Here is a 25,918-nt window from a genome sequence, read left to right on the forward strand (position 1 = left end):
CGTCTCCTATCGAACAGGCAGGGCTTTGTCGCCGGGCCGTCCTCCGATGCTTTCGTCCGGCACCGAGAGCGGGCGCTTGGGTTTCTTGCCGAGATCATCGCCGCGGATCTCCTCGACCGGATCGGGGCCGCGCCTCAGGAGCTTGGCGAGGTAATAGGAGCCGAAGCCGAACACGAAGGCATAGACGACGATGAACGTCAGGAGCGATGCGGTGACCGCGCCGGCCGAGACGGGCGAGACTGCATCCGCCGTGCGAAGCTGGCCGTAGACCACCCAGGGCTGGCGGCCGATCTCGGCCGTGAACCAGCCGAAGAGCACCGCGCCGAAGCCCGACGGCGTCATGATCATGGCCGCTGTCAGGAAGGTTCTGTTGGTGAACAGCGTGCCCTTCCAGCGCAGATAAAGGCTCCAGAGGCCTATCCCCAGCATCGCGAAGCCGATCGCCACCATGATGCGGAAGGAGAAGAACACGGGCCAGACCGGCGGGCGATCCTGGGGCGGCACCTCCTTCAACCCGGGCACCTCGCCGTCATAGGCATGGGTCAGGATCCAGCTGCCGATCTTCGGAATGCCGATCTCGTAATGGTTCGTCTCAGCCACCTCGTCGGGGATCGCGAAGAGGCGCAGCGGCATGTTGGACATGCGCTCCCAGTTGCCCTCGATGGCAGCCAACTTCGTCGGCTGGTATTTCAGCACGCCGAGGCCATGAAGATCGCCGATGATGATCTGAACCGGGACGAAGATGGTGGCGAACCACAGCGCCATGGACAGCGAGCGCCGCGAGGCGGCGAGCTTCGCCTCCGGCGCATCGTGCGGATGGCGCAGCAGCATCCAGGCGGACATGCCGGCCACCGCAAAGGCCGTCGTCAGGTAGCAGCCCATCACCATGTGCGCGTAGCGCAACGGGAAGGAGGGATTGAAGATCACCTTGAACCAGTCGACCGGCACCGCCTTGCCGTTCTCGATGGCAAAGCCGTCGGGCGTCTGCATCCAGGAATTGGCGGAGAGAATCCAGAACGCGGAAATGAGCGTGCCCAAGGCCACCATGCAGGTGGCGAAGAAGTGAAGACGGTCGCCGACGCGCTCCCAGCCGAAGAGCATGATGCCGAGAAACGCCGCCTCGAGAAAGAACGCGGTGATGACCTCGTAGGCGATGACGGGCCCGAGGACGTTGCCCGTGAACTCGGAGAACCGCGACCAGTTCGTGCCGAACTGGTAGCTCATGACGATGCCGGACACGACGCCGAGGCCGAACGAGACCGCGAAGACCTTCACCCAGAAGCGAAAGAGATTGCGGTAGAGCGGATTGCCCGTGCGCAGCCAGTTGAACTCCAGCGCCGCGAGCCAGCTGGCAAGGCCGATGGTGAAGGCCGGAAAGATGATATGGAAGGCGATCGTGAACGCGAACTGGATGCGCGAGAGCAGCAGGGCATCGAATTCCATATCGGCCTTCCCCTTGTCGACGTACCTGCCTGCTTTTAGGGCGGCGGCAGTCCGGGACCAGGGGCGAGAGGTCTCAGTGCGACTCTATTCCTGCCGCATATCCGGAACGGAGCGGGCGCCATCCGGTGCTCAGGCGCTGCAGGGCTTCGAACTCGACAGGGTCGTGGCTGCAGAAGATCCTGACGTTGCCGGCGGGATCGTTCGCCAGGTCCCGCAGGCGCTCCTGATTGTGAAGACGCAGCGGCCGGTTCTCCTCCATGAGCTTCTGATAGGCCAGAAGCCCGAGGGTGCATGACGGATCCTCGTCCATCTCGTGCCGGTGGAAATAGGCGTCGCCCGCATTGAGCAGCCATCCCTCCGGCGTATCGATGGCGATGCCCGCGTGTCCCATCGTGTGGCCCGGAAGGGGAAGCATCAGGATTTCGGGCGGCAACCCGTCGAGGTCGCGCACGGAGCCGAAGCCGAACCAGTGCTCCCCGGTCGGGTCGTAGAAGCGCCAGTCGCGCACGCCGTCCCATTGCTCGGGACGGTAGCGGCGGCGATGAATGAAGCCCTGCCGCACCTCGGCTTCCTCGACCTCGGCGCGCAGCACATGGACCGTCGCGTCCGGAAAATCCTCCAGGCCGCCTGCATGATCGAAATCGAGATGCGTGAGCACGATGTGGCGCACGTCGCGCGGGGAGAAGCCGAGGCTCTTCACTTGTTCGAGAGCCGTGTAGCGGTGTTCCAGCTGGATGCGGTTGACGTGCACGAAGAGCGGGCTCAGGCGCTCGTAGGGATCCTCCACGTCGCGGGCGCCGATGCCCGTGTCGACGAGAACCAGACCGCTGCTGTCGGTCTCGATCAGCTGGCAATGGCAGACCAGATGTCCCGTCAGCCCGCGGCTCACCCCATCCCAGAGCCGTCCGCCCACCGGACACATGCAACCGCAATTGAGGTGATGGATGCGCATGAGGGACCTCGCTGAATGAAGAAAGCGAAATCCTAACGCGGGGGTTGAGGGAAATGTTCGAGAGGCCCTGTGTCGCTCACTTGCGGCAGGCGAAGGGCGGGAAGGTGCTGGCCGTGCCGGCGTTCATGGCCGCGACGACCATGATGTTGGCCATGCTGAGCTCCTCTTCGGACCGGGGGCACACATCGGCCCGCGCCGTGCAGCCGGATGCGAGGAAAGCCTCGTGACGCTCGATGAAATCCGGGCTCAATCCCTGGCGGCCCCGCCGCGTGAGCGCCTCCGCCCAGGCCTTCCCGTAGCGCTCGCATTTCACCTCGGGCCAGGATCTCGGCGGAGCATCCTGGGCCATCGCGGATGACAGCCCGCCTGTCACCGAGCAGGCTAACGAAAGCGCAAGCACCACCACTCTCATCGATTAACTCCGTCATCCTCGGCCAGGACGAGGCGATGGATCACGGGAGAAGGTTCAGGTCAAGCTTCGGAAGATCGGGCGCCGCTCAAGCCCGGATCTCGGGCCGGCTCTTCTCCGGCTGCTTGCCTGAGGCACGCCGCTTCTTTGCAGGCTTTTCCTCCTCCTGCTTCTTCACCTCGCGGGAGAGGCGCTCCTGCAGCAGGGTGAGGACGGCAGCCTCCTCGGGCTTGAGGGACGGCAGATCCTCGCGCAGCTCCGTTTCGATCTCTTCCTTGATTTCGAGCAGAAGCTCGCCCTCGAGATAGGAGGAGAACACCTCAGGGTGCACGTAGCACTTGCGGCAGATGCTGGGCGTGTTGCCGAGCCGGGCCGACACCTTCTCGATGGCCGCCCGGATGTTCTTCTTGGCCTTGGCCTCGCTGTCGAATTCCTCGAATTCGATCAGCGCCAGCGCGGCCAGCACCGTTCCGGCCCAGGTGCGGAAGTCCTTGGCTGTGATGTCGCGTCCGGTGATTTCCTTGAGATAGGCGTTCACGTCGTTCGAAGTGATCGATTGCTGCTCGCCGTTCTCGTCGAGATACTGAAACAGGTCCTGACCCGGCAGGTCCTGGCAGGCTTTCACGATCCTGGCGATGCGCCGGTCCTTCACCTGCAGCTTCCAGGTCTTGCCGCTCTTGCCCTTGAACTGGAAGCGCAGCTCACCGCCATCGACCTTCACATGCGGGTCGCGCAGGGTGGTGAGGCCGTAGCTCTTGTTCTGCTTCACGTAGTCGGCGTTGCCGACGCGGATGAGCGTGTTCTCGAGCAGATGCACCACCGTGGCCAGCACCTTCTCGCGCGGCAGCCCGCGCAGGCTCATGTGCGCGTCGATGGTCTTGCGGATCTCCGGCAATCCCTTGGCGAATTCGAGCATGTGCTCGTATTTCGTGCTCTCGCGGACCTCGCGGAACGCCGGATGGTAGCGGTACTGCTTGCGGCCCTTGGCGTCGCGTCCGGTCGCCTGGATGTGGCCGTTGGCCCTGGAGCAGATCCACACATCCGTATAGGCCGGCGGGATGGCCAGCGACTTGATGCGATCGAGCGTCGCCTTGTCGGCAACCTTCGCGCCGTCAGGCTTCGTGTAAGTGAAGCCCTTGCCGGACTTCTTGCGCCGGATGCCGGGCTCCTCGTCCGAGACATAACGCAGCCCTGCCGTCTCAGCCGCATCCCGCGGATCGACGATGTTCTCAGAGGTGGCATTGGGTTCCAGCAGCATGGGGCGCCTTGATAAACGAGCAGAACGTCAACCGGGCCGCGCCGCTTCGGGTTCCCTGCGCGAGGTCGACGCAGCGGGTGGCGTATGGGTGTCGCTGCGGTCGTTGCGGATCTTCAGGACGAGGATGGTGGCGCTCAACCCTAAGCTCAGCAGGTTGAAGATGATGAGCGGCAACGCCCCGATCAGGAACCCGTAGGCGGTCCACAGCACGAAAGCCGTGACGGTGACCATGTACATGCCCTTGGAAATCGCGGCCGTGTCCCGCTCGCGCCACGCCTTCAGCACCTGGGGCACGAAGCTCGACGTGGAGAGAATGCCGGCGATTGTCGCCAGAAGTGTCGGCAGCCAATCCGCCATGAAGCGCCTCCCGTTGCACAAGCCGACGGCAACGGGCGCCGGCGAAGGGGAGTTCCCTTTCTCCTCGCAGGGAGGTTACAAGGGCGCCTTGCTTCACCCGGATCGTCCTTTGCCCTCCTCTCCCGCTCTCGAGACCCAAGCCCCAGAGATCCTTGGCCGCAAGCTCGTCTTCGTCGTCACCGAGGACTGGTTCTTCGCCTCCCATTTCCTGCCCATGGTCAGGGCCGCCCGCGAGCTGGGGCTTGCGGTGACGGTGGTCACACGGGTGCGTGCGCACCGGGAGGTCATCGAGGCCCTGGGGGCGAAGGTCGTGCCGCTCGACATCGAGCGCCGCAGCCTGAACCCCATCACTATGGGCGACGCCTCGGGCCAGCTCGCCGCCATCCTGAAGGCCGAGAAGGCCGATCTCGTCCACTGCATTGCTCTGAAGAGCATCCTGCTTGGCGGCTTTGCCGCCACTCTCGCAGGCGTCGGGCGGCGGGTCTATGCGCTCACGGGCCTCGGCTTTCTCGGCGCCCGGAGCGACGCGGTCGGGCGCCTGTCGCAGCGGGCGGTCCGCCTGCTGGTGCGCGGCCTCCAGACGGACCGGACCCGCTACCTCTTCGAGAACACGGACGATCCCAAACTCCTCGGCCTCGACCCAACCGGCGCCCGCGTCACCATCCTCGGCGGCGCCGGGGTCGACCCCGAAGCCCTCAGGCCCGAACCAACGCCGCCCCTGCCCCCTCTCAAGGTCGCGGTGGTCGCCCGCATGCTCTGGTCCAAGGGTATCGACGTGGCCGTGGAAGCGGTCCGCACCGCACGGGCGCAAGGCGCGCCTATCGAGCTCTCCCTCTACGGGGCCCCCGATCCGTCGAACCCCAAGGCGATCCCCGAGGAAACCCTGAAAGCGTGGAGCGCGGAGCCCGGCATCGCCTGGCATGGCGCGACGCGGGACGTCGCGGGCGTCTGGCGGGACCACCATGTCGCCTGCCTGCCCTCTCGCGGCGGCGAGGGCCTGCCGCGCACCCTCCTGGAGGCGGCGGCCTGCGGCCGCGCCATCGTCACCACGGACGTGCCCGGCTGCCGGACCTTCGTGCGGGATGGAGTCGAAGGCCTGCTCGTGCCGCCGGGCGAGGCCGCGGCCCTGTGCGAGGCCCTGCTGGCCCTCTCCGGCCAGCCGGATCGCCTCGCCCGCATGGGCGAGGCCGCCCGCGCCCGGGTTCTCGACGGCTTCACGGAACGGGACGTGATGGAGAGCGTCAAAGAGCTGTACCGCTCCATGCTGGCTTCATGATCGCCGACCCGGTCGCCTTCATCCTCGCCGAGACCCGGCTTCGCCCCGTGCCCCACGCGCCGGAGATCGCCCTGCACGTGGCCGACGAGGCCACGGAGCTGTGGCAGAAGACCGAGGAGGAACTGGGCGAGATCGGCCTTCCGCCGCCGTTCTGGGCCTTCGCCTGGGCCGGCGGGCAGGCGCTGGCGCGCTACATCCTGGACCATCCCGACACGGTACGCGGCCGACGCGTGCTCGACTTCGCCTCCGGCTCGGGCCTCGTTGCCATCGCGGCCATGAAGGCGGGCGCCGCCGCGGTGACCGCCTGCGACATCGATCCCTTCGCCATCGCGGCCATCGGGGTCAACGCGCAGGCCAACGGGGTGGCCCTCACCCCGCTCCAGGCCTACATCGTCGGGCAGGATGGAGGCTGGGACACGGTGCTGGCCGGCGACATCTGCTACGAGCACGATCTCGCAGCCCGTGTGACCGAATGGCTGCTGGCCCTGAGCAGCCGGGGATCGACGGTCCTGATCGGCGATCCGGGCCGCAGCTACCTGCCCATGGACCGGCTCGAGAACCTAGCGGTCTACGAGGTGCCGGTCACCCGCACGCTTGAGGATTCCGATATCAAGAAGTCGAGCGTCTGGCGCTTCCGGCAGGCGTGAGCCGGCGCCGAAGCTTGCACATTTTTTAACCCCCGAAGAAGCGACTTTGCTGTTTACCTCTCGAAACATGTAGTGTTATAACCTCTATGAACGAGGTGGATCTACCTGATTAGCAGGTGTGGCGCCGCATCGCTTTCAACCTTCAGCCTTATTCGAAGAGGGATCCCGATGGTCCATGCTCCGGCCCTGCAGCACCGCCTTCCCGCCGACAGCGCGCGCTTCCAGACTTCCCCCGCTTCCGACAGCGGGAGGCGGACCCTGGCGGAAGCCGAAGCCCTGTGCCGGGCCAGGGGCGTGCGGCTGACGCCGATCCGCCGGCGCGTTTTCGAGATGCTTCTGGGCTCACCCAAGCCTCTGGGAGCCTACGACCTCGCCGATGCCCTCGCGTCCCAGGGGCGGCGGATGGCTCCCATCACGGTCTATCGCGCCCTCGACTTCCTGATCGAGCAGGGGCTGGCCCATCGCCTTGCGAGCCGCAACGCCTACATCGCCAGCACCGGCAGCCGCGAGACCCCGGCCTTCCTTGTGTGCGACGGCTGCGGCGAAGCCACCGAGATCACCTGCCAGGAGGTGGCGGCGACCGTCCGCAGGGTGCTGTCGGCGCAGGGCTATAAGCCCCTGGCCCGCGCCCTGGAGATCACGGGCCGATGCGTCCATTGCCAGGACGTTCACTGACCTCCTGCCTTTGCTCCGCCGGCGCACCGCGTGGATCACGAAAGGGCAAGCTCACTTTTGCGTTCCATGCCCCAAGCCGCGCTTGACGAAGGGGGCTTTTGGCATCAGCTAAACGACGGCAGCCCGGAGCTGCCGTCGTGGGTTGTACATGTCCTTCATCTCGTCTCCTGAGACCGATCCCGCATCCGAGAGCGCAGGCGGCCCCGCTCCGCGCCACCGTACGGTGGGCGTGATGGTCGGCCCCGTCATGGTCGGCGGCGGCGCTCCGATCGTGGTCCAGTCGATGACCAACACGGACACGGCCGACGTGGACGCCACCGTCGCCCAGGTGGCGGCGCTGGCCCGGGCAGGCTCGGAAATCGTACGCATCACGGTGGACCGCGACGAGGCAGCGGCCGCCGTGCCGAAGATCCGCGAGCGACTCGACCGGCTCGGCGTGGACGTGCCTCTCGTGGGCGACTTCCATTATATCGGCCACCAGCTGCTGGCCGATCACCCGGCCTGCGCCGAGGCGCTGGCCAAGTACCGCATCAATCCCGGCAATGTGGGCTTCAAGGAAAAGAAGGACCGGCAGTTCGGCGCCATCGTCGAGCAGGCGATCCGGCACGACAAGGCCGTACGCATCGGCGCCAACTGGGGCTCCCTCGACCAGGAACTGCTCACGCACCTGATGAACGAGAACGCCGCTTCGGCGAACCCGCGCGACATGCGCTGGGTCACCCGCGAGGCGATGATCCAGTCGGCGCTGCTCTCGGCCGCCCGCGCGGAGGAGATCGGCCTCGGGCGCGACCGGATCATCCTCTCGGCCAAGGTCTCGGCCGTGCAGGACCTGATCGCCGTCTACCAGGACCTCGCCCGCCGCTCCGACTACGCCATCCATCTCGGCCTCACCGAGGCCGGCATGGGGACGAAGGGCATCGTGGCCTCGTCGGCCGCCATCGGCATCCTGCTCCAGCAGGGCATCGGCGACACGATCCGCTTTTCGCTCACGCCGGAGCCCGGCGGCGACCGGACGCTGGAGGTCAAGACGGCCCAGGAGCTGCTCCAGACCATGGGGTTCCGCACCTTTGTGCCCCTGGTGGCCGCCTGCCCCGGCTGCGGGCGCACCACCTCGTCCGTCTTCCAGGAGCTGGCCCGCGACATCCAGACCTGGATCTCCACCTCCATGCCGGAGTGGCGCCGGACTCATCCGGGCGTCGAGAACCTGAACGTGGCCGTGATGGGCTGCATCGTGAACGGGCCGGGCGAATCGAAGCACGCCAATATCGGCATCTCGCTTCCCGGCACCGGCGAGCAGCCAGCCGCTCCTGTCTTCATCGACGGCAAGAAGGCTATGACCCTGCGCGGGCCGACGCTGGCCCAGGACTTCCAGAAGATCGTCATCGACTACATCGACAAGAATTATGGCCAGGCCGGGCGCGATGCCGCCGAATGAGGCGGCAAGCCGGACCGTAGAATCCCGGGCGAAATACCGTTTTAAGCTCAGGCGCGATGTGCTAGACAGCCGCCGCGCCGGCAATGACGGCCGCTGCGTTCATGAGCGCATCGTGCGGAAAAGCGGATCCCGACAATGGCTTCCGCTTTTGGGTCCGATGCTTTGAGAAGGGGCTGCCCTTCGTCGTTTGCAGAGTGTTTCAACAAGGCCGTCCGCGGGCACGTCCGCAAAGAAAAGCACACATGGCAGAACAGCATGCTGTTGCCCCAGGGCACGCGGATTCCGCGGTCCCGGAGGCCACCCTTCCCGAAAGCCATCACAAGGCGAGCTTCTGGACCCTGACCCTCGGCGCCATCGGCGTCGTCTACGGGGATATCGGCACCAGCCCGCTCTACGCCATGCGCGAAACCGTGATGGCTGCGACAGGAGGGCACCATGGCGTTCCGGTCGATCTGACCCGTGAGCTGGTGATCAGCATCCTGTCGCTGCTGCTCTGGGCCTTGATCCTCACGGTCACGGCGAAATACGTCATTCTGCTGCTGCGGGCCGACAACAAGGGCGAAGGCGGCTCGCTGACGCTGGTGGCCCTCACCCAGCTCGCCCTCGGGCGCCGGAGCCTGCCCGTGCTGATGATGGGCATGGCGGGAGCGGCCCTGTTCTATGGCGATGCCGCGATCACGCCGGCCATCTCTGTGCTCTCCGCTCTGGAAGGCCTGAAGCTCGTCGCCCCCTCCTTCGAGAGCTATGTCCTGCCGGGAGCGCTCGCGATCATCATTGCACTCTTCGCAGCCCAGAGCCGCGGCACCGGAAAGGTGGCGACCTTCTTCGGCCCCCTCACGCTCCTGTGGTTCGTGACCATGGCGTGCCTCGGCCTCCTCCACATCGCAGACGATTGGGAGGTCCTGCTCGCCTTCAATCCGTATTACGGGGTGCATTTCCTCGTCACCCACCCGGGAACGGCTTTCGCGATCCTGGGCAGCGTGTGCCTTGCCGTCACGGGTGCGGAAGCGCTGTATGCCGACCTCGGTCATTTCGGCCGCAAGCCGATCCGCATGGCCTGGGGCACGGTCGTGTTTCCGGCGCTTGCCCTGAACTATCTCGGCCAGGGCGCTCTCGTCCTGTCGAATCCTGAGACCATCGCCAATCCGTTCTTCCTGCTGGCGCCCCCGTGGCTGCTCCTACCGCTGGTCATCCTGGCGACGCTCGCCACCATCGTGGCGAGCCAGGCGGTGATCACCGGCGCCTTCTCCCTGACCCGGCAGGCGGTTCAGCTCGGCATCATGCCGCGCCTGGAGGTTCGCTTCACGTCCGAGACGCACCAGGGCCAGATCTATCTGCCGCGCGTGAACTGGTTGCTGCTCGCTGCCGTCGTGACGCTCGTGATCCTGTTTGGTTCGTCGAGCAACCTCGCCAGCGCCTACGGCATTGCGGTGTTCGGCACCATGGTGGTCACGACGCTGCTCGCCTGCATCGTGATGAGCCGGAGCTGGGGCTGGGGTCCGGTAAAGACCGGGCTGGTGATGATTCCCCTTCTTCTCATCGACCTCACATTCCTGTCCTCGAATCTCGTGAAGCTCCTGGACGGCGGCTACGTGCCCCTGCTGATCGCCGGCACGTTCTTCGTGATCATGTTCACTTGGGTGAAGGGAACCCGGATCCTGTTCGAGAAGACCCGCAAGGTCGACGTGCCCTTCGTCGAGCTGGTGCAGATGCTGGAGAAGAGCCCGCCGCACCGGGTGAAGGGCACCGCCGTGTTCCTGACGAGCGATCCGGACACCGCGCCCGCCGCGCTGCTTCACAACCTCAAGCACAACAAGGTGCTGCACGAGAAAAACGTGATCCTCACGGTCAACAGCGCCGACATCCCGCGCGTGGACGACGAGGACCGCGTCTCCATCGAGCATGTGGGCGATTCGTTCTGGCGCATCCGCCTGAGCTACGGCTACATGGAGACGCCCAACATCCCGCGCGGGCTGGCGATCCTGCGCAAGCAGGGCTTCAAGTTCGACATCATGGCGACGTCGTTCTTCCTGTCGCGGCGCTCGATCCGGCCGGCGAGCCAGTCGGGCATGCCGCTCTGGCAGGACAAGCTGTTCATCGGCCTCGCGAAATCGGCAAGCGACGCGACGGACTTCTTCCAGATCCCGACCGGCCGCGTGGTGGAAGTCGGCACCCAGGTGACGGTATAGGCATCGGACCCAAAACTTGCGCATCGTGTGGGCCGAAAAACCGGGGCCACTTTTCGCACGATGCGTGAGCATATTGCCCTCGTGGCGGCGCGATGTCACTTTCGAGCCGCCATGACCGACATTACCCTGATCCGCCCGAGCCTCGACTGGCTGCCCGCTTATGAAGACGCCCTTGCCCGCGGCTGGTCGCCCAACACCGACCATGACGTCAGCCGCGAACAGCTCCGGCAACTGCGCCGCAATCCCGAGCGCTTCCTTCACGACCTCTACAACAGCCCGATGATCCGCCTGGCCGACGGGCGCGAGGTGCCGCGCCTGCCTGCGCACGATTTCTGGATCAGCGACGGCGCGTTCTGCGGCCGGATCGGCTTTCGCTTCCAGCGCGGCACGGAAGCGCTGCCGCCCACCGCCTACGGCCATATCGGCTACACCATCGTGCCGTGGAAGCAGCGGCGCGGCTATGCCACCCAGGCCCTGCGCATGATCCTGCCTGTCTGCCGCCAGGAGGGATTCTCCCGGGTCCTGATCACCTGCGACGACGACAACGAGGCCTCGCGGAAGGTAATCCTCGCCAGCGGCGGCGTGCCTTCCGGCACGGTTCCGCACAATGGCCGGCCCGGGCACGTGAAGCTCCAGTTCTGGGTGCCGACGGAAGCGGATTCGGAGGCGGCCGCCCTTGCGGGGTAAGGCTGGCCGGTGATCTAACGAAACCCCGTCGATCCCTCTGGAGCATCGCATGACGAAGCCGGTTCTCGAACCTCTGAGCACATACCGTTCCTATCCGCCCGAGGAGATGGTCGACCGCGCCCGCGCCTTCTACGAGACCATTCGCCGGCGCCGCACCGTGCGGGACTTCTCCAGCAAGCCCGTTCCCAGGGAGGTGATCGAGTACGCGCTCATGGCCGCCGGCACGGCGCCGTCCGGCGCCAATCTCCAGCCCTGGCACTTCACCGTGATCACCGGCGCGGAGACGAAGCGGCGCATCCGGGAGGAGGCGGAGGTCGAGGAGCGCGACTTCTACAACGGTCGCGCCCCGCAGGAATGGCTCGATGCCCTGGCGCCCCTCGGCACGGACGAGCACAAGAATTTTCTGGAGACCGCCCCGGTGCTGATCTCCATCTTCGGGCAGCGATCGAGCGAAGGACCAGACGGGCGCCGGATCAAGAACTACTACGTGCCGGAATCGGTGGGCATCGCCACGGGCTTCCTGATTGCGGCCTTGCATGAGGCGGGCCTCGTCACGCTGACGCACACCCCCAGCCCCATGGGCTTTCTCAACGAGATCTGCGGCCGACCCGACACGGAGAAGCCCTACATTCTCTTAGTGGCGGGCTACCCGGCAGAGGATTGCCGGGTTCCGGTCTATGGCGGGCTCAAGAAGCCGCTGGAGAAGATCGCGTCCTGGCTTTGATCGACCGCTAGACCTGCCGCTCGACCACGAAGCGCACTGCCTCGCGCAGGGTGTCCGCTTTCACACCGAACCGGTCGAGACAGGCGTGCGCCTTGTCCACCAGCTGGCGGCACTCGCGGCGGGCGCCCTCCATGCCGAGGAGATCCACGAGCGTGGCCTTGCCCTTCTCCTGGTCCTTGCCGGTGCGCTTGCCGAGCGCTTCGGCGGAAGCCTCCCGGTCGAGGATGTCGTCCGCCACCTGGAAGGCGGCACCCAGGGCTCGCCCGTAGTCGAGCAGACTCCCGCGGGTCGTCCCGTCGGCCTGCCCTAGGATCGCCCCCGCCTCCACGGAGAAGGCCAGGATGGCGCCCGTCTTCATCATCTGGAGCAGGCGCACATCCGCCTCACTCAGGGTCGCGGTTCCGTAGCGGCCTTCCGCCGAGAGGTCGAGGAGCTGGCCGCCCACCATGCCGCCGAGGCCCGACGCGCGGGCGAGGCCCAGCACGAGATCGGAGCGGACGGAGGGGTCCGAGGCCGTCGCCGGATCGGCGAGAACCTCGAAGGCGAGGGTCTGGAGGGCATCGCCCACGAGAATGGCCGTGGCCTCGTCATAGGCCTTGTGCACCGTGGGGTGGCCCCGGCGCAGGTCGTCATCGTCCATTGACGGCAGGTCGTCATGCACCAGGGAATAGCAGTGAAGAAGCTCGACGGCGCAGCCGGCCCTCAGCGGCCCCTGCCCTTCCACCCCGAGGAGGCGGGCCGCCTCGATGGTCAGGAAGGGGCGCAGGCGCTTGCCGCCTCCTAGGGCGGCGTGACGCATGGCGGCCATGAGCCGGGGCGGGCGGGCAATCTCGCCGGGAGCGACTTTGTCTGATAGCAAGGCTTCGAGACTGGCTTCGACGGTTCTCGCGGCCTCCGAGAGCCGCGTCGTGAAAGTAGGGGTAGATGGCATCATGATGAGCCTGGATTCGGGTGGGGCCGCCGCTCCGCCCGAGGGGAACGTGGGTGAGCAATCGCGGTCGAAATGGACGCTGCGGTCGGGACAGCCCCGGGAGCCGATGACGGCTGGGCGCTTCCTCCGCCGCTTCGTCAAGATCGGCCTCGGTCTCGTTCTCTTATGGGTCGGTGCGGTCTTTTGGCTAGGGCTTTTGTATTGGGCCGTGCCGCCGGTCTCGACTCTCATGCTCGGCCGTTGGCTCACCCTTCAGCCGGTGGAGCGGACTTTCGTCAGCCTGGACGAGATCTCGCCCAGCCTCCCGCTCGCCGTTCTGACCGCCGAGGACAGCCGCTTCTGCGAGCACAACGGCGTCGACTGGGACGCCCTTTGGGACGTGGTCGAGGCGGCGGACGGGGACGGGCCGGCCCGCGGCGCCTCGACCCTTCCCATGCAGGTGGCCAAGAACCTCTTCCTGTGGCCGAGCCGCTCCTACATCCGCAAGGGCCTGGAGATCCCGGTGGCGCTCTATCTCGACCTGATCTGGTCCAAGCGCCAGATGATGGAGGTCTATCTCAACATCGCCGAATGGGGCGACGGGGTGTTCGGGGCCGAAGCCGCCGCCCAGAAATATTTCCGCAAGTCCGCCAGGAACCTGAACGCCCGGGAAGCCGCCCTGCTGGCCCGGGCCCTGCCCAATCCCCTGGCGCGCAATCCGGCCCGCCCGAGGCCGGGGCATCGGGCGCTCGCCGGGCAGCTGCAGGTCCGCATGGTACGGGCTGCGCCCTTCACCGATTGCCTCAAGCCGTGATGCTGCCTGCGGCAATGAAAAACGCCCCGAATGCACCAGGGGGCTAGATATTTGCTCGCAGACCTTGTATGAGGCGCAACCTCATCAAGTTTGAGATGTGAGCGTTCCCCGGTTGAGCGGGCGCTCCGCTTTATTTACCGGAGACGAGAAATGGCCGTTCCTAAGAGAAAGACGTCGCCCTCGCGGCGTGGCATGCGTCGCTCCGCCGATGCCTTGAAGGCCCCGACCTATATCGAGGACAAGGATTCCGGCGAGCTGCGCCGTCCTCACCACGTTGACCTGAAGACCGGCATGTACCGTGGCCGTCAGGTCCTGAAGGTGAAGGCTGACGCGTAATTCCTGCGCGACATGCGAGCATCAAAAACCGGCGCCTCGGGCGCCGGTTTTTTTTATGCCCGCAATCCCCAGAGCTCCTGATTTTCCAGCGCTTTTTACGCTTCCTTAAGCCTGAAGGCCGATCCTGCATCCTTGTTCTCCAGGGCCGGCTCAACCGCGATCCATGTATCGCCGCCCCGGTGTGCGTTTTCCAAGGGTGAGAGTGATGGCGAAGCGGCAGAGCCCGTTGGGATTGTTCAAGGGAGCTTCCCGGCTGCCGCGCAAGGGTCAGGCTGCCGCCTCCCGTCTGTCCGTCGCCGGCGTGCTCTATGCCTGGGACATGGTCACGGACGCTCTGACCTGGGGGCCTGGCGCGGCCGAGGCTCTTGGCCTCTCGTCCAGGGACCTGCCCAAGACCGGCCAAGCCTTCGCCCAGCTGGGCGAGCCGGGCTGCGGCCTTGCCCGCGATGAGGCCATCGCGGCCACGGAGCCGCCCCAGCATGCCTACGAGACCCGCTATGCCCTGAGGCTCGAGCCCGACCGGGTCGTCATGGTCGAGGATGCCGGCCGCTGGCTTCCGGATCTCCAGGGGCGGCCCGCCTTCGCACGGGGCCAGCTGCGCGTGGATTCCGCCTCCGGCGCCCGAGATCTCCTGCCGGCGGTGCTGAAGGAGCGCTCGGCGCTTCTCTGCCGCATTCAGGATGCCGTCAATGAGGCTGTTCGCGTTTCCCAGACCTGCACGCTCATCGTCGGCGTGTTCGAACCGGATGCCGTGGACGAGATGGCGGAGATCGCCCGCCGGCTTCGCCCGATGATGCGCCACCACGATGTTTTCGCCAGGCTCGGGCCGAACCGCTTTGCCCTGGCCCTCACCAACTGCCCGGCCGCGGACGCCGCAGGCGCCATGAGGCGCCTGTCCGGGCTCCTGCAGGATCATCCGGCCGCTTCGTCGCTGCGCCTGGGCGCCGCCTGCGCGCCGGACCACACCTTCAAGGCCACCAAGCTGCTGCGCTTTGCCGAGCAGGCCCTGGCGGCATCCGCCGAGCGGGGCGACGCCTTGGCTCTCTACAAACCTCGCTCGGCGAGGCCCGCGCCCGCCGAGCGGACGCCCTTCGACTGGGTTGCCGCCCTCAACGACCGCAGCCTGGCCTTGGCCTTCAGCCCCCTGGTGGATGCGCAGACCCGCGCACCGATGCTGGCTCACGCCAGCGCCTCGGCGACCGGAGCGGACGGGCGCCCCCTTCCGCTCGGCCCCGCACCCGGATTGGAGAAGGCCAACCTTCCCCTGCTCGTCGACGGGCGCATGCTGGAGCTGGCCGCCGACCACCTGGCCCGGAATCCGAACCGGCGCCTGGCGCTGCCCGTTTCGGCCAAAACCCTCCAGGACGCCGAATGGCTGCCGATGCTGGCGGCGCATCTCGGCGCCCGTCCGGGCATCGAGGCCCGGCTCGTTCTCGAAATCCCCGAGATGGCTCTCGTGGAGTGCCGGCGCAATCTCGGCCGCCTCCACGCCATGAAGGCGCTCGGCGTCGGCATCGCGCTCACGGGCTATGGGGCGGGCCATGTTGCCCCGGACCATCTGCGGGTGCTGCCGATCGACCTTCTCAAGATCGACGGCGCCTTCATCCAGCCGCTCAAGCGCTCCACGGACGACCGTCTCCATGTGCGCACCCTGGTCGACCGGGCGCAGCACATGGGGATCGCCCTTGCGGCCGAATGGGTCGACGACGAGACGACCGCCCGGCTTCTCGCCGCCTGGGGCGTGGACTACCTGCAGGGCGGTTTGTTCGGCGAGCCGGAGGCCATCGTGCAGCCGTCCGCGCTCCGGCAGATGCTGAAGAAGGCGCGCGGATAGAAGCGACTTACTTGGTCGCCAGCTTGTCGAGCTTGGCCTGCATGTCGGCCATCTGCCGCTTCAGGGTATCGAGGTCGTCGGGTCCTTCCCCCTTGGGAGCGGGCTTGGCCTCGGGCGCGCCTGCGGTTCCTTGCGGGAAGGGCGAGAACATGCGCATGGCCTCGCTGAAGAAGCCCATGTTCTTGCGCACCTGCTCTTCCATGGCCTGGAAGGCCGAGGGGCCGAAGGCCTGCGCCATCTGCTCCCGCAGCTTCTGCTGCTCCTGGGACAGATTGTTCATGGAGAATTCGAGGTAGCTGGGCACTAGGGCCTGCATGCTGTCGCCATAGAAGCGGATCAGCTGGCGCAGCACCGTCACGGGCAGAAGGTTCGGCCCCTCCTTGTTCTCCTGCTCGAAGATGATCTGGGCCAGAACCGAGCGAGTGATCTCCTCGCCGGACTTCGCGTCGTAAACCACGAAGTCCTCGCCTTTGCGCACCATGCCGGCCAGATCTTCCAGCGTCACGTAGGTGGAGGTGCCCGTGTGATAGAGGCGGCGGTTGGCATATTTCTTGATGACTGTCGGTTGTTTGTCCGTCGCCATGTTGACCCGATACGCTCCTGGGAAATCCACCGGTCCCGGCATCCCTCAGGATGTCAGCCTTCCTTGATTATAAGCCTTATAAGAGAGGTGCAAAGCGCCAAAAGTCTAAGGCTTCTTGAGACCGGGTCGAACGATCCTATCCTTGACATCCCACCCTCTGGGGCTTTCATCGAGCAAGCACTACATACAATCCAGCACCACCCGGATCAGCACAGGAGAGAGGCATGGCCCAAGAGAGCATCGTCATCGTCGGAGCGGCGCGCACACCCGTCGGCTCATTCAACGGCGCTTTCGCCAACACCCCGGCCCATGACCTCGGCGCCATCGCCATCAAGGCGGCCCTCGAGCGCGCCAAGGTCGACGGCTCGGAAGTGGACGAAGTGATCCTCGGCCAGATCCTCACCGCGGCTCAGGGCCAGAACCCGGCCCGTCAGGCCGCCATGGCCGCCGGCGTACCGCAGGAGAAGACCGCCTGGGCGTTGAACCAGCTCTGCGGCTCGGGCCTTCGGGCCGTGGCCATCGGCATGCAGCAGATCACCAACGGCGATGCCGGAATCATCGTAGCCGGCGGCCAGGAATCCATGTCGCTTGCGCCGCACGCGGCCCACATGCGTTCCGGCGCCAAGATGGGCGACTTCAAGCTCGTGGACACCATGATGAAGGACGGCCTCACGGACGCCTTCCACGGCTATCCCATGGGCAACACCGCCGAGAACGTGGCCCAGCGCTGGCAGCTGACCCGCGAGGAGCAGGACCAGTTCGCCCTCGGCTCGCAGAACAAGGCCGAGGCGGCGCAGAAGGAGGGCCGCTTCCGGGACGAGATCACCCCTGTGACCATCTCCTCCCGCAAGGGCGACATCGTGGTGGACCAGGACGAGTATATCCGCGCCGGAACGACCATCGATGCCCTCGCGAAGCTCCGGCCCGCCTTCTCCAAGGAGGGCACGGTCACGGCCGGCAATGCCTCGGGCATCAATGACGGCGCCGCCGCCGTGGTGCTGATGACGGAAGCCGAGGCCCAGAAGCGCGGCCTCACCCCGCTCGCCCGCATCGCCTCCTGGGCGACTGCCGGCGTCGATCCGGCCATCATGGGCACGGGCCCGATCCCGGCCTCCCGCAAGGCGCTTGAGAAGGCCGGCTGGAAGGTGCAGGACCTCGAGCTCGTCGAGGCCAACGAGGCTTTCGCCGCGCAGGCGCTCGCGGTCAACAAGGACATGGGCTGGGATCCGTCCATCGTGAACGTGAACGGTGGCGCGATCGCTATCGGCCATCCCATCGGGGCGTCGGGTGCGCGCGTGCTCGTGACCCTGCTGCACGAGATGGGCCGTCGCAATGCCAAGAAGGGCCTCGCGACTCTGTGCATCGGCGGTGGCATGGGCGTCGCCATGTGTCTGGAGCGCTAAACCGACAGGAAGCTCTGTAAGGGAAATTACGGAGCTTCACCCTTCCACGTTCTGCCACATATCGTAAGCTATGGTGTGAGACGGCCTGAATCGGGCCGCCTCACACCAAATGGATCCTTGAGAGATCCGCAGAACGGTCCTGGGAAGGAAACAGCATGGCGCGCGTCGCATTGGTCACCGGCGGCACTCGCGGCATCGGTGCCGCAATCTCAACAGCCCTGAAGCAGGCAGGATACAAGGTTGCCGCGAATTACGGCGGCAACGACGAAGCCGCAAACGCATTCAAGAGCGAGACCGGCATTCCGGTCTTCAAGTTCGACGTGTCGGATGCTGCCGCCTGCGAGGCGGGCATCCGGGCGGTCGAAGCCGAACTCGGCCCGGTCGACATTCTCGTGAACAATGCGGGCATCACCCGCGACGGCATGTTCCACAAGATGACCTTCGATCAGTGGTCGGCCGTCATTCGCACCAATCTCGATTCCATGTTCACCTGCACGCGTCCCGTCATCGACGGCATGCGCTCGCGCAATTTCGGCCGTATCATCATCATCTCGTCCATCAACGGCCAGAAGGGCCAGATGGGGCAGTCGAACTACTCGGCCGCTAAGGCCGGCGTAATCGGCTTCGCCAAGGCGCTGGCGCAGGAGAACGCCAACAAGGGCGTCACCGTCAACGTGATCGCCCCGGGCTACATCGCCACCGAGATGGTGAAGGCGGTGCCGGAAGAGGTGCTGAAGTCGAAGATCCTGCCGCTCATTCCCATCGGCCGCCTCGGCGAGGCGGAAGAGATCGCCCGCAGCGTGCTCTACCTCGCCGCCGACGAGGCCGGCTTCATCACCGGCTCGACCCTGTCGGTGAACGGCGGCCAGTACATGGCCTGACGATTCGAATAGACCCTAGGCAAGACGATGAAAGCCCTCCTCATCGGGAGGGCTTTCGTTTATGGCGGTCATCATGACGACTCGCACCGCCACCACCATCGGCCTCACGGCCATCCTGCTCTGGTCCATGCTCGCCTTGTTCACGGCGGCAACCGGCACGATCCCGCCGTTTCAGCTCAACGCCATGACATTCCTGGTCGGTGGGCTGGTGGGCGTGGCGAGTTGGATCGCGCGGCCGCAGGGGCTGAAAGCGCTGCGACAGAAGCCGGTCGTCTGGGCATTGGGCGTCGGCGGCCTGTTCGGCTATCACGCCCTCTATTTCGCGGCGCTCCGCTGGGCGCCGCCGGCCGAGTCGGGGCTCATCAACTATCTCTGGCCGCTCCTGATCGTTCTGTTCTCCTCGTTCCTCCCGGGCGAGCATCTGCGGCGGGCGCATATCGTCGGAGCGCTGCTGGGTTTTTCCGGCGTGATCGTGCTGATCGCCGGCCGTGGCGCCTTCGACGCGCGGGCGGAATACATGCCCGGCTATCTCTGCGCCTTCGTGGCCGCTTTCGTCTGGGCCGGCTACTCGGTGTTTTCGCGGCGCTTCGGCCAGGTGCCGACGGACGCGGTGGCGGGCTTCTGCCTGGCGACCTCGCTGCTCAGCCTCGTCTGCCACCTGGTCTTCGAGACCACCGTGTGGCCCGAGACGACGACGCAATGGCTCGCCCTTCTGGCGCTCGGCATCGGCCCGGTGGGCGCGGCCTTCTATGTGTGGGACATCGGCATGAAGCAGGGCGACATCCGCTTTCTCGGCGTCGCCTCCTATGCGACGCCGGTGCTCTCGACCCTGCTGCTGGTGGTGGCCGGCTATGCGGCGCTCACCCTCTCGCTGGCGCTCGCCTGCGGCCTCATCGTAGCGGGCGCCCTGATCGCGACGCTCACGCCGAAGAAGAGCGTCCCGGCATGACCCGGTGGGTGTAGCGGTAGGCGGTTCCGAAACCCAACGCTCCGTAGAGGGAGCGGGCGATCTCGTTCTCCTCCCGCACCTGGAGATAGGCGGTGTGCGCCCCCTCCCCGCAGCCCCAAGCCATGAGGCTTGAGACCACGCGGCGGCCCAAGCCGATGCCGCGCAGGTCCGGGGCAACGACGATGTCGTAGAGGCCCACATAGCCGCGCTCCACCACCCCGAGGCCCCAGGCGACGGGCCTGTCGTCGAGGCTCAGCGTGGCAAACGCCGCCTTCTGGCGGATGCGGGAGACGATCTTCATCAGGGTCTCGTCATCGGCCTTGTCGCCGCCATAGGATCCCGCGGCCTCCCGCACCCAGCGCTTGGAGACCTGCGGCTCGAGAACCACTTCGGGATCGCGCTCGCAATCCTCGCTGCTGATCGGCGCGGTGAGCACATGCGTCGCCTCGATGTCCTTGAAGCCGCGCAGCTTCAGCCGCTCGTCCACATCGGTTGCCTCGAGCCCATTGAGGCGGAAGGTCGGGCGCACATTGGCCTCGACGAAGCGGGCAACCATGTAGTCGATGAGCGCGTCGTCGAGGGTTGCATTCGGCAGGAACGGCGTCGCGGAATTGGCGCGCTTCGAGTAGCCGTCGGCAAGCCGCAGGATCCAGCCGTCATAGGCCTGGTAGTCGAACGAGGGCCAGGCGTTCAGAAGCCGGCTCTCGAGTCCGATGATGAGGCTGTGGTCTTTCATGAGGCTGTCCGCTCCTGCAAGGTCCAGCACTAGCGCATCGTGCGGACCCAGAGGGCCGCGTCAGCGAAAAGTGGATCCGGTTTTCACTGCGTGGCCCGCTGGGTCCGCAGAGAACGATGCGCCAGCAAAGAATTGGAGCATCGAATTGGATCCCAAAAGTGGATTCCACTTTTGGGTCCGATGCTCTAGTCAGAACCGGTTCTTCCATTCGCGCAAGGCCTGGAATACCTCCACCGGACTGGCTCCCTGCTTATCAACGGATTTCGCGAGCGCCGGCTCCCCGGCACGCAGGAAAGGATTGGTCGCCTTCTCCTGGCCGATCGTCGAGGGCACCAGGAAGCGGCCTTCCGCCTTGGCGTCCTCCGCCTCCTTGGCACGCGCCTTCAGCGCCGCGTTGTCCGGATCGGCGGCGAGCGCGAAGCGTGCATTCGAGAGCGTATAGTCGTGCCCGCAATAGACCCGCGCCTCGTCCGGCAGGGCAGCCAAGCGCTGCAGCGAGTGCCAGAAATCGGCGTAGCTGCCCTCGAACATCCGCCCGCACCCGAGGGTGAACAGGGTATCGCCCGCAAACAGCGCACGGTCCGCCGCGAACCAGTAGGAGACGTGGTCGGCGCAATGGCCCGGCGTCTCCCAGACATGCGCCTGCAGGCCGCCCACATGCACGGTGTCGCCCTCGCGAACGTAGGCATCGGCGGACGGCACGGCCTCGCGCGCCTTAACGGGCGCCACCACCCGGCAGCCGGTGCGGCGCTTCAGGCCCTCGATGCCCTGCACGTGATCGGCATGGCGGTGGGTGACGAGAATGTCTGTGAGCTGCCAGCCTGTCTCGGCCAGGGCCGCCAGGATCGCGTCCTCGTCAGGCGCGTCGATGGCCGCGCAGGCGCCCGTGTTGGGATCGTGGATCAGAACACCGATATTGTCCTGCAGGCAGAGAAAGGCGTGGATCTGGGCGGACATCGAGGAACCTTGTCTTGATGTGTTCTGAGCTATCATGGGACAGTCGGCCCGTGAAACCAGCCCCCGCACCTTCGATTGCCAGTGTCGGACCGGCCCGAGAGGCAGCCTGTTGAGGTCATGAGCATCGATATCACCGATCTGCGCGGCTTCTACGCCAGCCCCCTCGGGGCGGTGACGCGCCGCTTCGTCGGCCGGGCCATCGACCGTTTCTGGGGACCGCTGACGGGTTTGCGCGTGCTCGGCCTCGGCTATGCGCCGCCTTATCTCTCCGCCGTGAAGGGCGAGAGCGAGCGCACCCTGGCCTTCATGCCGGCGAACCAGGGCGTGGTGAACTGGCCCAGCACCGGCGCCTCGGCCTCCGCCCTCGTCGACCCGCTGATGATGCCCCTGCCCGATGCCTCCATCGACCGGGTGCTCGTGGTCCACGCCCTGGAGACGGTGGAGAGCCCGAGCGAGCTCCTGCACGAGATCTGGCGCATTCTCACTCCGGGCGGCCGGATCATCCTGGTGGCGCCCAACCGGCGCGGGCTCTGGGCCAGGATGGACACCACGCCCTTCGGCTATGGCCAACCCTACAGCCGCTCGCAGCTCAAAAGCCTCATGCGCCAGACCTGGTTCTCGCCGGAGGGCTGGGCCGAGACCCTCTACGTGCCTCCCCTGCGCAACCGCTTCCTGCTCCAGACCGCCCAGGCCTGGGAGCAGGTTGGTGCCGGCTTCTCCCTGCCTTTTGCCGGCCTCCACATCGTCGAGGCGACCAAGCAGCTCTACCGGCCCGGGGCCGTGCGGGCCGTGCAGCGCTCGCGCCGCCTCTCGCCCGTCTTCGTTCCGGCTCCGGCCTCGCGTCTAGGCTGATTGTCCTTGATTCCGCCGCGTTTTACAGGACTAAAGCAGAGCTCAACTTGACTTGGCAGCCCCGAAACGCCAGTGTCCGCCCCGCTTCGGCAGGGCTATAGGGCCCACGCCGGTCTTCTTTGCCCATAGAGTCTGATGCGCAGTTATCTCGATTTCGAAAAGCCCGTCGCCGAGCTGGAAGCCAAGGTCGAGGAGCTTCGGGCGCTCGGTGAGAACCGGGACGCCGTCTCCATCGCCGACGACATCTCCCGCCTGGAGGTCAAGGCCGCCGATGCCCTGAAGGATCTCTACGGCAAGCTCACGCCCTGGCAGAAGACCCTCGTGGCCAGGCACCCGCAGCGGCCGCATTTCATCGATTACTGCGCCGGGCTCATCACCGAGTTCACCCCGCTCGCCGGCGACCGCAAGTTTGCCGAGGACGAGGCGATCGTCGGCGGCTTCGGGCGCTTCCGGGGCCAGCCGGTCTGCGTGATGGGCCAGGAGAAGGGCCACAACACCGAGACCCGCATCCGGCACAATTTCGGCATGGCCCGCCCCGAGGGCTACCGCAAGGCCGTGCGCCTGATGGAGATGGCGGACCGCTTCAGCCTGCCGGTCATCTCGTTCGTCGACACCGCCGGCGCCTATCCGGGCATCGAGGCGGAGGAGCGCGGACAGGCGGAGGCCATCGCGCGCTCGACCGAGATGCAGCTCTCCCTTGGTGTTCCCAACGTTGCCCTCGTGATCGGCGAAGGCGGCTCCGGCGGTGCCATCGCGATTGCCACCGCCAACAAGGTGCTGATGCTGGAACACGCGATCTACAGCGTGATCTCGCCGGAAGGCGCGGCCTCCATCCTCTGGCGCGACGCGGCCCGGGCGCAGGATGCCGCCACCAACATGAAGATCACGGCCCAGGACCTCCTGCGGCTCGGCATCATCGACGGCATCGTGACGGAGCCCGTGGGCGGCGCCCACCGCGACCCGCAGGCCACCATCGAGGCCGCCGGCAACGCCATCGAGGAAGCCCTGCACGACCTCGGCAACATGGGACCGGCCGAGATCCGCGACCATCGCGCCGACAAGTTCCTCGCCATCGGCCGCAAGCTTTAGGCGGACCGATCCCGGTTGGAGCCCGCGCCAGGCAGGCGGGCTCCCGCGCCTCCCTGCTGGGTCGTTACCTCCAAAGGGAGCCTCGCTCTCCGAAGAGGCCGGTCCAAACCCCGTCGGCGGCGGATTTTTTACCTTTTGTTCACCACGACTCCATCACGGCCCCGCTTGCAGTAATGGGCGGTTAAGGCTAACGATCTAGGAGTAAAGGGGAACTGGTCGGCACAGACGCCGGGCAGATCAAGAATTGCGGGGTCCCCATGATGAAGCGTATCGCATTGGCTGCGAGCCTGGTGCTCGCGCTTGCCGCCTGCCAGGACGATAATCTCTCCCGTGGCTCCACGCGCCACCTCGTGCCGATTCCGCCCGCCACCATGGCGTTGATGTCGACCAAGGGCATGTCCAAGGAAGACCCGATCCTGATCCGGGCCTATAAGAAGGAGTCGGAGCTGGAGATCTGGAAGCGCGGCTCCAACGGCAAGTATGCGCTCCTCAAGACCTACCCGGTCTGCCGCTGGTCCGGCCAGCTCGGCCCCAAGAACCGCGAGGGCGACCGCCAGGTGCCGGAGGGCTTCTACACGGTCACCCCGGCGCAGATGAACCCGAATTCCAACTTCTATCTCTCGTTCGATACCGGCTATCCCAACGCCTTTGATCGGTCGCTCGGCCGCAACGGCGGCGACATCATGGTGCACGGCTCCTGCTCGTCGCGCGGCTGCTTCGCCATGACGGACCAGAACGTGGCCGAGATCTACGCCATCGCCCGCGAGGCGCTCGGCGCCGGACAGCGCGGCTTCCAGTTCCAGTCCTATCCGTTCCGGATGACGGCCGAGAACCTGGCCAAGCACCGCCTCGACCCGAACATCGCCTTCTGGAAGAACCTGAAGGAAGGCGCCGATGCCTTCGAGGTCACCAAGGACGAGGTGCGGGTCGCTGTCGGCCGCGGTCGCTACGAGTTCAACCTCGACCCGGACACCGCCTCCGTCGTGGCGCAGAAGCGCGCCCAGGACGAGCAGGAGGTGGCCGAGCTCGTCGCCAAGGGCGAGAAGCCGATCAAGCTCGTCTACCACGACGGCGACACCCATGAATCCTTCCGCACGGCGCTGGCCAATGTCACGGGCGTGTCCGACACCAAGCTCGGCTACGTGAGCCGGACCGAGGGCATCTCCTCCGGCCCGCGGGTGGTCGCCCTCAACGACACCGGCAAGGAAGTGCCGGAGGCGCCGCCGACGGCGCTCGCCTTCGCGTCCATGAAGGAAGTGCCCGTCTCGCAGGCCGAGACCCGGGCGGCCGTGACCCAGCAGACAGCCCCCGTGGCGGCTGCGGCGGAGGCTTCGGCCACCGAGACCCCGTTCTACAAGAAGATGTTCGGCGGCGTCGCCGACCTCTTCAGCACATCGTCTCCGCAGCCGGCGGTCGAGGCGGTCCAGGTGGCCCCTGCCGCTCCCGCTACGATGGCCCCCGTCGTGAAGCCCGTACCGCAGAAGCGGGCTCAGGCCGGGACCGGCGTCAGGGTCGCGAACGCGAACTGATCCAGCGAAGCAAGAACTTGTGCAAAAACCCGCCAGCCCGGCGGGTTTTTAGCTTTGCGGGCTCAAAGCCAAGTTGAAAATCTGCCCGATGCTTGAGATGCTACCCTAGGTTTAGACAGGGGGCATTCATGCAACCTTTAAAGATAGTACCGGTACCTGTTATTTCTATCTTGCTAACCGGTTGCGCCACCCTCCCGAGGCTTCCTTCGGAAGAGCAGCTTTCGATCCATAAAATCGTCGATCATGTTCAATGCGAGCTTGCTCTCGCCTGGGCAGCGCTGCCTCCGAAAAGCCCTATCAGAAACTGGGACGCTGGTTTCACTCTCGATCTGAAAGTGAGGACGGATAGCGGGATCGCTCTTGGCGCCGATAGGGCGATTGAGCTTGGAGCCGGCTTGCTGCCGTCGGTTTCCCTCAAGGCCGGCGGCAACGCCACGCGGTCTTCGACAACGAACTTCAACCTTCCGATGGGCGCCATTACCGATGATCTGGTTGAAGCCTGCCGTACCGAGCCAACTCCGACCGAAACCACGTCGTGGAGACTGCAAGGCAGCTTGGGCGTCGGCGAGTGGGTGGCCAGGATGGCCAAGATCATCGATGAGCAGGATGACATCTCTGCCCTGAAGGGCTTCTCATACGGAGTCGAATTCGTTCTCAAAATGGAAGCTGGGGGCAATCTCGCATTCAGTTATGTAACGTCGAATGCCTCAGTCGGCCCAAGCATCTCTAATGAGGAGACTCACCGGATTGTGGCTGCATTCGCTCCTGTGCCGCCACCGAAGACAACCGTCGTGCAGGTCAAGACCATTCGAGGAAGGCCTGTTCGAGTCCGGCGTCTCGTTCCGCAAACCGGCGCGCCTGCTTCGAACGTCGACAACCTTCTCCAGCAACAACGGTTGAACCTGCAATTGCAGGATCTGCAGGAGAGATGATCGGTTTCGACAGGCTGTCGCCCATCGGATCTCACCTCACGAAAAGGCCTGCCGAAGCAGG

The 25,918-nt window shown here is 65.9% G+C and carries 26 protein-coding genes; 17 read left to right on the top strand and 9 right to left on the bottom strand.

What is annotated here, in order from left to right:
• Nucleotides 1-6: 6 nt before the first annotated feature.
• From JAO75_RS01430 to JAO75_RS01450, 5 genes are all read right to left on the bottom strand, one after another.
• A complete protein-coding gene (locus JAO75_RS01430; protein ID WP_199046041.1) occupies nt 7-1,443 on the bottom strand; it encodes a cytochrome ubiquinol oxidase subunit I in 1,437 nt (478 codons plus the stop codon).
• 73 nt (nt 1,444-1,516) lie between these two features.
• Nucleotides 1,517-2,395 (bottom strand): MBL fold metallo-hydrolase, encoded by an 879-nt coding sequence (locus JAO75_RS01435; RefSeq protein WP_199046042.1) that lies wholly within the window; start codon nt 2,393-2,395, stop codon nt 1,517-1,519.
• Between the two features lie 76 nt (nt 2,396-2,471).
• Nucleotides 2,472-2,795 (bottom strand): hypothetical protein, encoded by a 324-nt coding sequence (locus JAO75_RS01440; protein WP_199046043.1) that lies wholly within the window; start codon nt 2,793-2,795, stop codon nt 2,472-2,474.
• A 97-nt stretch (nt 2,796-2,892) separates the two neighbouring features.
• The gene (locus tag JAO75_RS01445) at nt 2,893-4,062 is read right to left on the bottom strand and encodes a DNA topoisomerase IB (protein WP_199046044.1); all 1,170 of its coding nucleotides are present in this window, start codon (nt 4,060-4,062) and stop codon (nt 2,893-2,895) included.
• A 27-nt stretch (nt 4,063-4,089) separates the two neighbouring features.
• On the bottom strand, nt 4,090-4,419 hold the full coding sequence (locus tag JAO75_RS01450; protein WP_199046046.1) for a SemiSWEET family sugar transporter: 330 nt from the start codon (nt 4,417-4,419) through the stop codon (nt 4,090-4,092).
• A gap of 109 nt (nt 4,420-4,528) precedes the next feature.
• On the opposite strand from JAO75_RS01450, the gene JAO75_RS01455 reads away from it, so the two are divergent.
• From JAO75_RS01455 to JAO75_RS01485, 7 genes are all read left to right on the top strand, one after another.
• Nucleotides 4,529-5,695, top strand: a complete 1,167-nt coding sequence (locus JAO75_RS01455; protein WP_246742305.1) for a glycosyltransferase family 4 protein — start codon at nt 4,529-4,531, stop codon at nt 5,693-5,695.
• Nucleotides 5,692-6,342 carry a class I SAM-dependent methyltransferase gene (locus JAO75_RS01460; RefSeq protein WP_199046050.1) on the top strand — a complete coding sequence of 217 codons (651 nt, stop codon included), beginning with the start codon at nt 5,692-5,694 and terminating at the stop codon, nt 6,340-6,342. The genes JAO75_RS01455 and JAO75_RS01460 overlap by 4 nt, the downstream gene beginning before the upstream one ends.
• 168 nt (nt 6,343-6,510) lie before the next feature.
• Complete coding sequence (locus JAO75_RS01465; RefSeq protein WP_199046052.1) at nt 6,511-7,017, top strand: Fur family transcriptional regulator; 507 nt, start codon at nt 6,511-6,513, stop codon at nt 7,015-7,017.
• A gap of 148 nt (nt 7,018-7,165) precedes the next feature.
• Nucleotides 7,166-8,452, top strand: coding sequence for a flavodoxin-dependent (E)-4-hydroxy-3-methylbut-2-enyl-diphosphate synthase (gene ispG / locus JAO75_RS01470; protein ID WP_199046054.1), 1,287 nt, complete (start codon nt 7,166-7,168; stop codon nt 8,450-8,452).
• A 242-nt stretch (nt 8,453-8,694) separates the two neighbouring features.
• Complete coding sequence (locus tag JAO75_RS01475) at nt 8,695-10,641, top strand: potassium transporter Kup (protein WP_199046056.1); 1,947 nt, start codon at nt 8,695-8,697, stop codon at nt 10,639-10,641.
• A 111-nt stretch (nt 10,642-10,752) separates the two neighbouring features.
• The gene (locus JAO75_RS01480; RefSeq protein ID WP_246742306.1) at nt 10,753-11,328 is read left to right on the top strand and encodes a GNAT family N-acetyltransferase; all 576 of its coding nucleotides are present in this window, start codon (nt 10,753-10,755) and stop codon (nt 11,326-11,328) included.
• 49 nt (nt 11,329-11,377) lie between these two features.
• Nucleotides 11,378-12,052, top strand: coding sequence for a nitroreductase family protein (locus tag JAO75_RS01485; RefSeq protein WP_199046060.1), 675 nt, complete (start codon nt 11,378-11,380; stop codon nt 12,050-12,052).
• A gap of 7 nt (nt 12,053-12,059) precedes the next feature.
• On the opposite strand, the gene JAO75_RS01490 is transcribed toward JAO75_RS01485, so the two are convergent.
• Nucleotides 12,060-12,986 carry a polyprenyl synthetase family protein gene (locus tag JAO75_RS01490; protein WP_199046062.1) on the bottom strand — a complete coding sequence of 309 codons (927 nt, stop codon included), beginning with the start codon at nt 12,984-12,986 and terminating at the stop codon, nt 12,060-12,062.
• On the opposite strand from JAO75_RS01490, the gene mtgA reads away from it, so the two are divergent.
• The 3 genes from mtgA (at nt 12,985) to JAO75_RS01505 (ending at nt 15,946) form a co-directional block, all read left to right on the top strand.
• The gene (gene mtgA, locus JAO75_RS01495) at nt 12,985-13,776 is read left to right on the top strand and encodes a monofunctional biosynthetic peptidoglycan transglycosylase (protein WP_425523136.1); all 792 of its coding nucleotides are present in this window, start codon (nt 12,985-12,987) and stop codon (nt 13,774-13,776) included. The two genes, JAO75_RS01490 and mtgA, sit on opposite strands and share 2 nt — an antisense overlap.
• Before the next feature lie 150 nt (nt 13,777-13,926).
• The gene (gene rpmF, locus JAO75_RS01500) at nt 13,927-14,112 is read left to right on the top strand and encodes a 50S ribosomal protein L32 (RefSeq protein WP_036358586.1); all 186 of its coding nucleotides are present in this window, start codon (nt 13,927-13,929) and stop codon (nt 14,110-14,112) included.
• A 205-nt stretch (nt 14,113-14,317) separates the two neighbouring features.
• Complete coding sequence (locus JAO75_RS01505) at nt 14,318-15,946, top strand: EAL domain-containing protein (protein WP_199046063.1); 1,629 nt, start codon at nt 14,318-14,320, stop codon at nt 15,944-15,946.
• Nucleotides 15,947-15,953: 7 nt separating this feature from the next.
• On the opposite strand, the gene phaR is transcribed toward JAO75_RS01505, so the two are convergent.
• A complete protein-coding gene (gene phaR / locus JAO75_RS01510) occupies nt 15,954-16,529 on the bottom strand; it encodes a polyhydroxyalkanoate synthesis repressor PhaR (RefSeq protein WP_199046065.1) in 576 nt (191 codons plus the stop codon).
• Between the two features lie 224 nt (nt 16,530-16,753).
• Between phaR and JAO75_RS01515 the strand changes: the two genes are divergently transcribed.
• The 3 genes from JAO75_RS01515 to yddG all read left to right on the top strand — a co-directional run bounded on the left by JAO75_RS01515 (nt 16,754) and on the right by yddG (nt 19,762).
• The gene (locus tag JAO75_RS01515; protein ID WP_199046067.1) at nt 16,754-17,932 is read left to right on the top strand and encodes an acetyl-CoA C-acetyltransferase; all 1,179 of its coding nucleotides are present in this window, start codon (nt 16,754-16,756) and stop codon (nt 17,930-17,932) included.
• Nucleotides 17,933-18,087: 155 nt separating this feature from the next.
• Complete coding sequence (phbB, locus tag JAO75_RS01520) at nt 18,088-18,813, top strand: acetoacetyl-CoA reductase (RefSeq protein WP_199046069.1); 726 nt, start codon at nt 18,088-18,090, stop codon at nt 18,811-18,813.
• Between the two features lie 73 nt (nt 18,814-18,886).
• The gene (gene yddG, locus JAO75_RS01525) at nt 18,887-19,762 is read left to right on the top strand and encodes an aromatic amino acid exporter YddG (RefSeq protein ID WP_199046071.1); all 876 of its coding nucleotides are present in this window, start codon (nt 18,887-18,889) and stop codon (nt 19,760-19,762) included.
• Here the strand turns inward: yddG and JAO75_RS01530 are convergent.
• On the bottom strand, nt 19,734-20,498 hold the full coding sequence (locus JAO75_RS01530) for a GNAT family N-acetyltransferase (protein WP_199046073.1): 765 nt from the start codon (nt 20,496-20,498) through the stop codon (nt 19,734-19,736). The genes yddG and JAO75_RS01530 overlap by 29 nt on opposite strands.
• Before the next feature lie 189 nt (nt 20,499-20,687).
• Nucleotides 20,688-21,455, bottom strand: a complete 768-nt coding sequence (gloB, locus tag JAO75_RS01535; RefSeq protein ID WP_199046075.1) for a hydroxyacylglutathione hydrolase — start codon at nt 21,453-21,455, stop codon at nt 20,688-20,690.
• A 117-nt stretch (nt 21,456-21,572) separates the two neighbouring features.
• Here gloB and JAO75_RS01540 point away from each other — a divergent pair, with 117 nt between their 5' ends.
• From JAO75_RS01540 to JAO75_RS01555, 4 genes are all read left to right on the top strand, one after another.
• Nucleotides 21,573-22,307 carry a class I SAM-dependent methyltransferase gene (locus JAO75_RS01540; RefSeq protein WP_199046077.1) on the top strand — a complete coding sequence of 245 codons (735 nt, stop codon included), beginning with the start codon at nt 21,573-21,575 and terminating at the stop codon, nt 22,305-22,307.
• Between the two features lie 135 nt (nt 22,308-22,442).
• Complete coding sequence (locus JAO75_RS01545; RefSeq protein WP_199046079.1) at nt 22,443-23,396, top strand: acetyl-CoA carboxylase carboxyltransferase subunit alpha; 954 nt, start codon at nt 22,443-22,445, stop codon at nt 23,394-23,396.
• A gap of 257 nt (nt 23,397-23,653) precedes the next feature.
• Nucleotides 23,654-24,925 (top strand): L,D-transpeptidase family protein, encoded by a 1,272-nt coding sequence (locus JAO75_RS01550; RefSeq protein WP_199046081.1) that lies wholly within the window; start codon nt 23,654-23,656, stop codon nt 24,923-24,925.
• Between the two features lie 128 nt (nt 24,926-25,053).
• Complete coding sequence (locus JAO75_RS01555) at nt 25,054-25,857, top strand: hypothetical protein (protein ID WP_199046083.1); 804 nt, start codon at nt 25,054-25,056, stop codon at nt 25,855-25,857.
• The last annotated feature ends 61 nt before the right edge of the window (nt 25,858-25,918 follow it).

It is taken from the genome of Microvirga splendida (assembly GCF_016427565.1).
Taxonomy (GTDB): Bacteria; Pseudomonadota; Alphaproteobacteria; order Rhizobiales; family Beijerinckiaceae; genus Microvirga; species Microvirga splendida.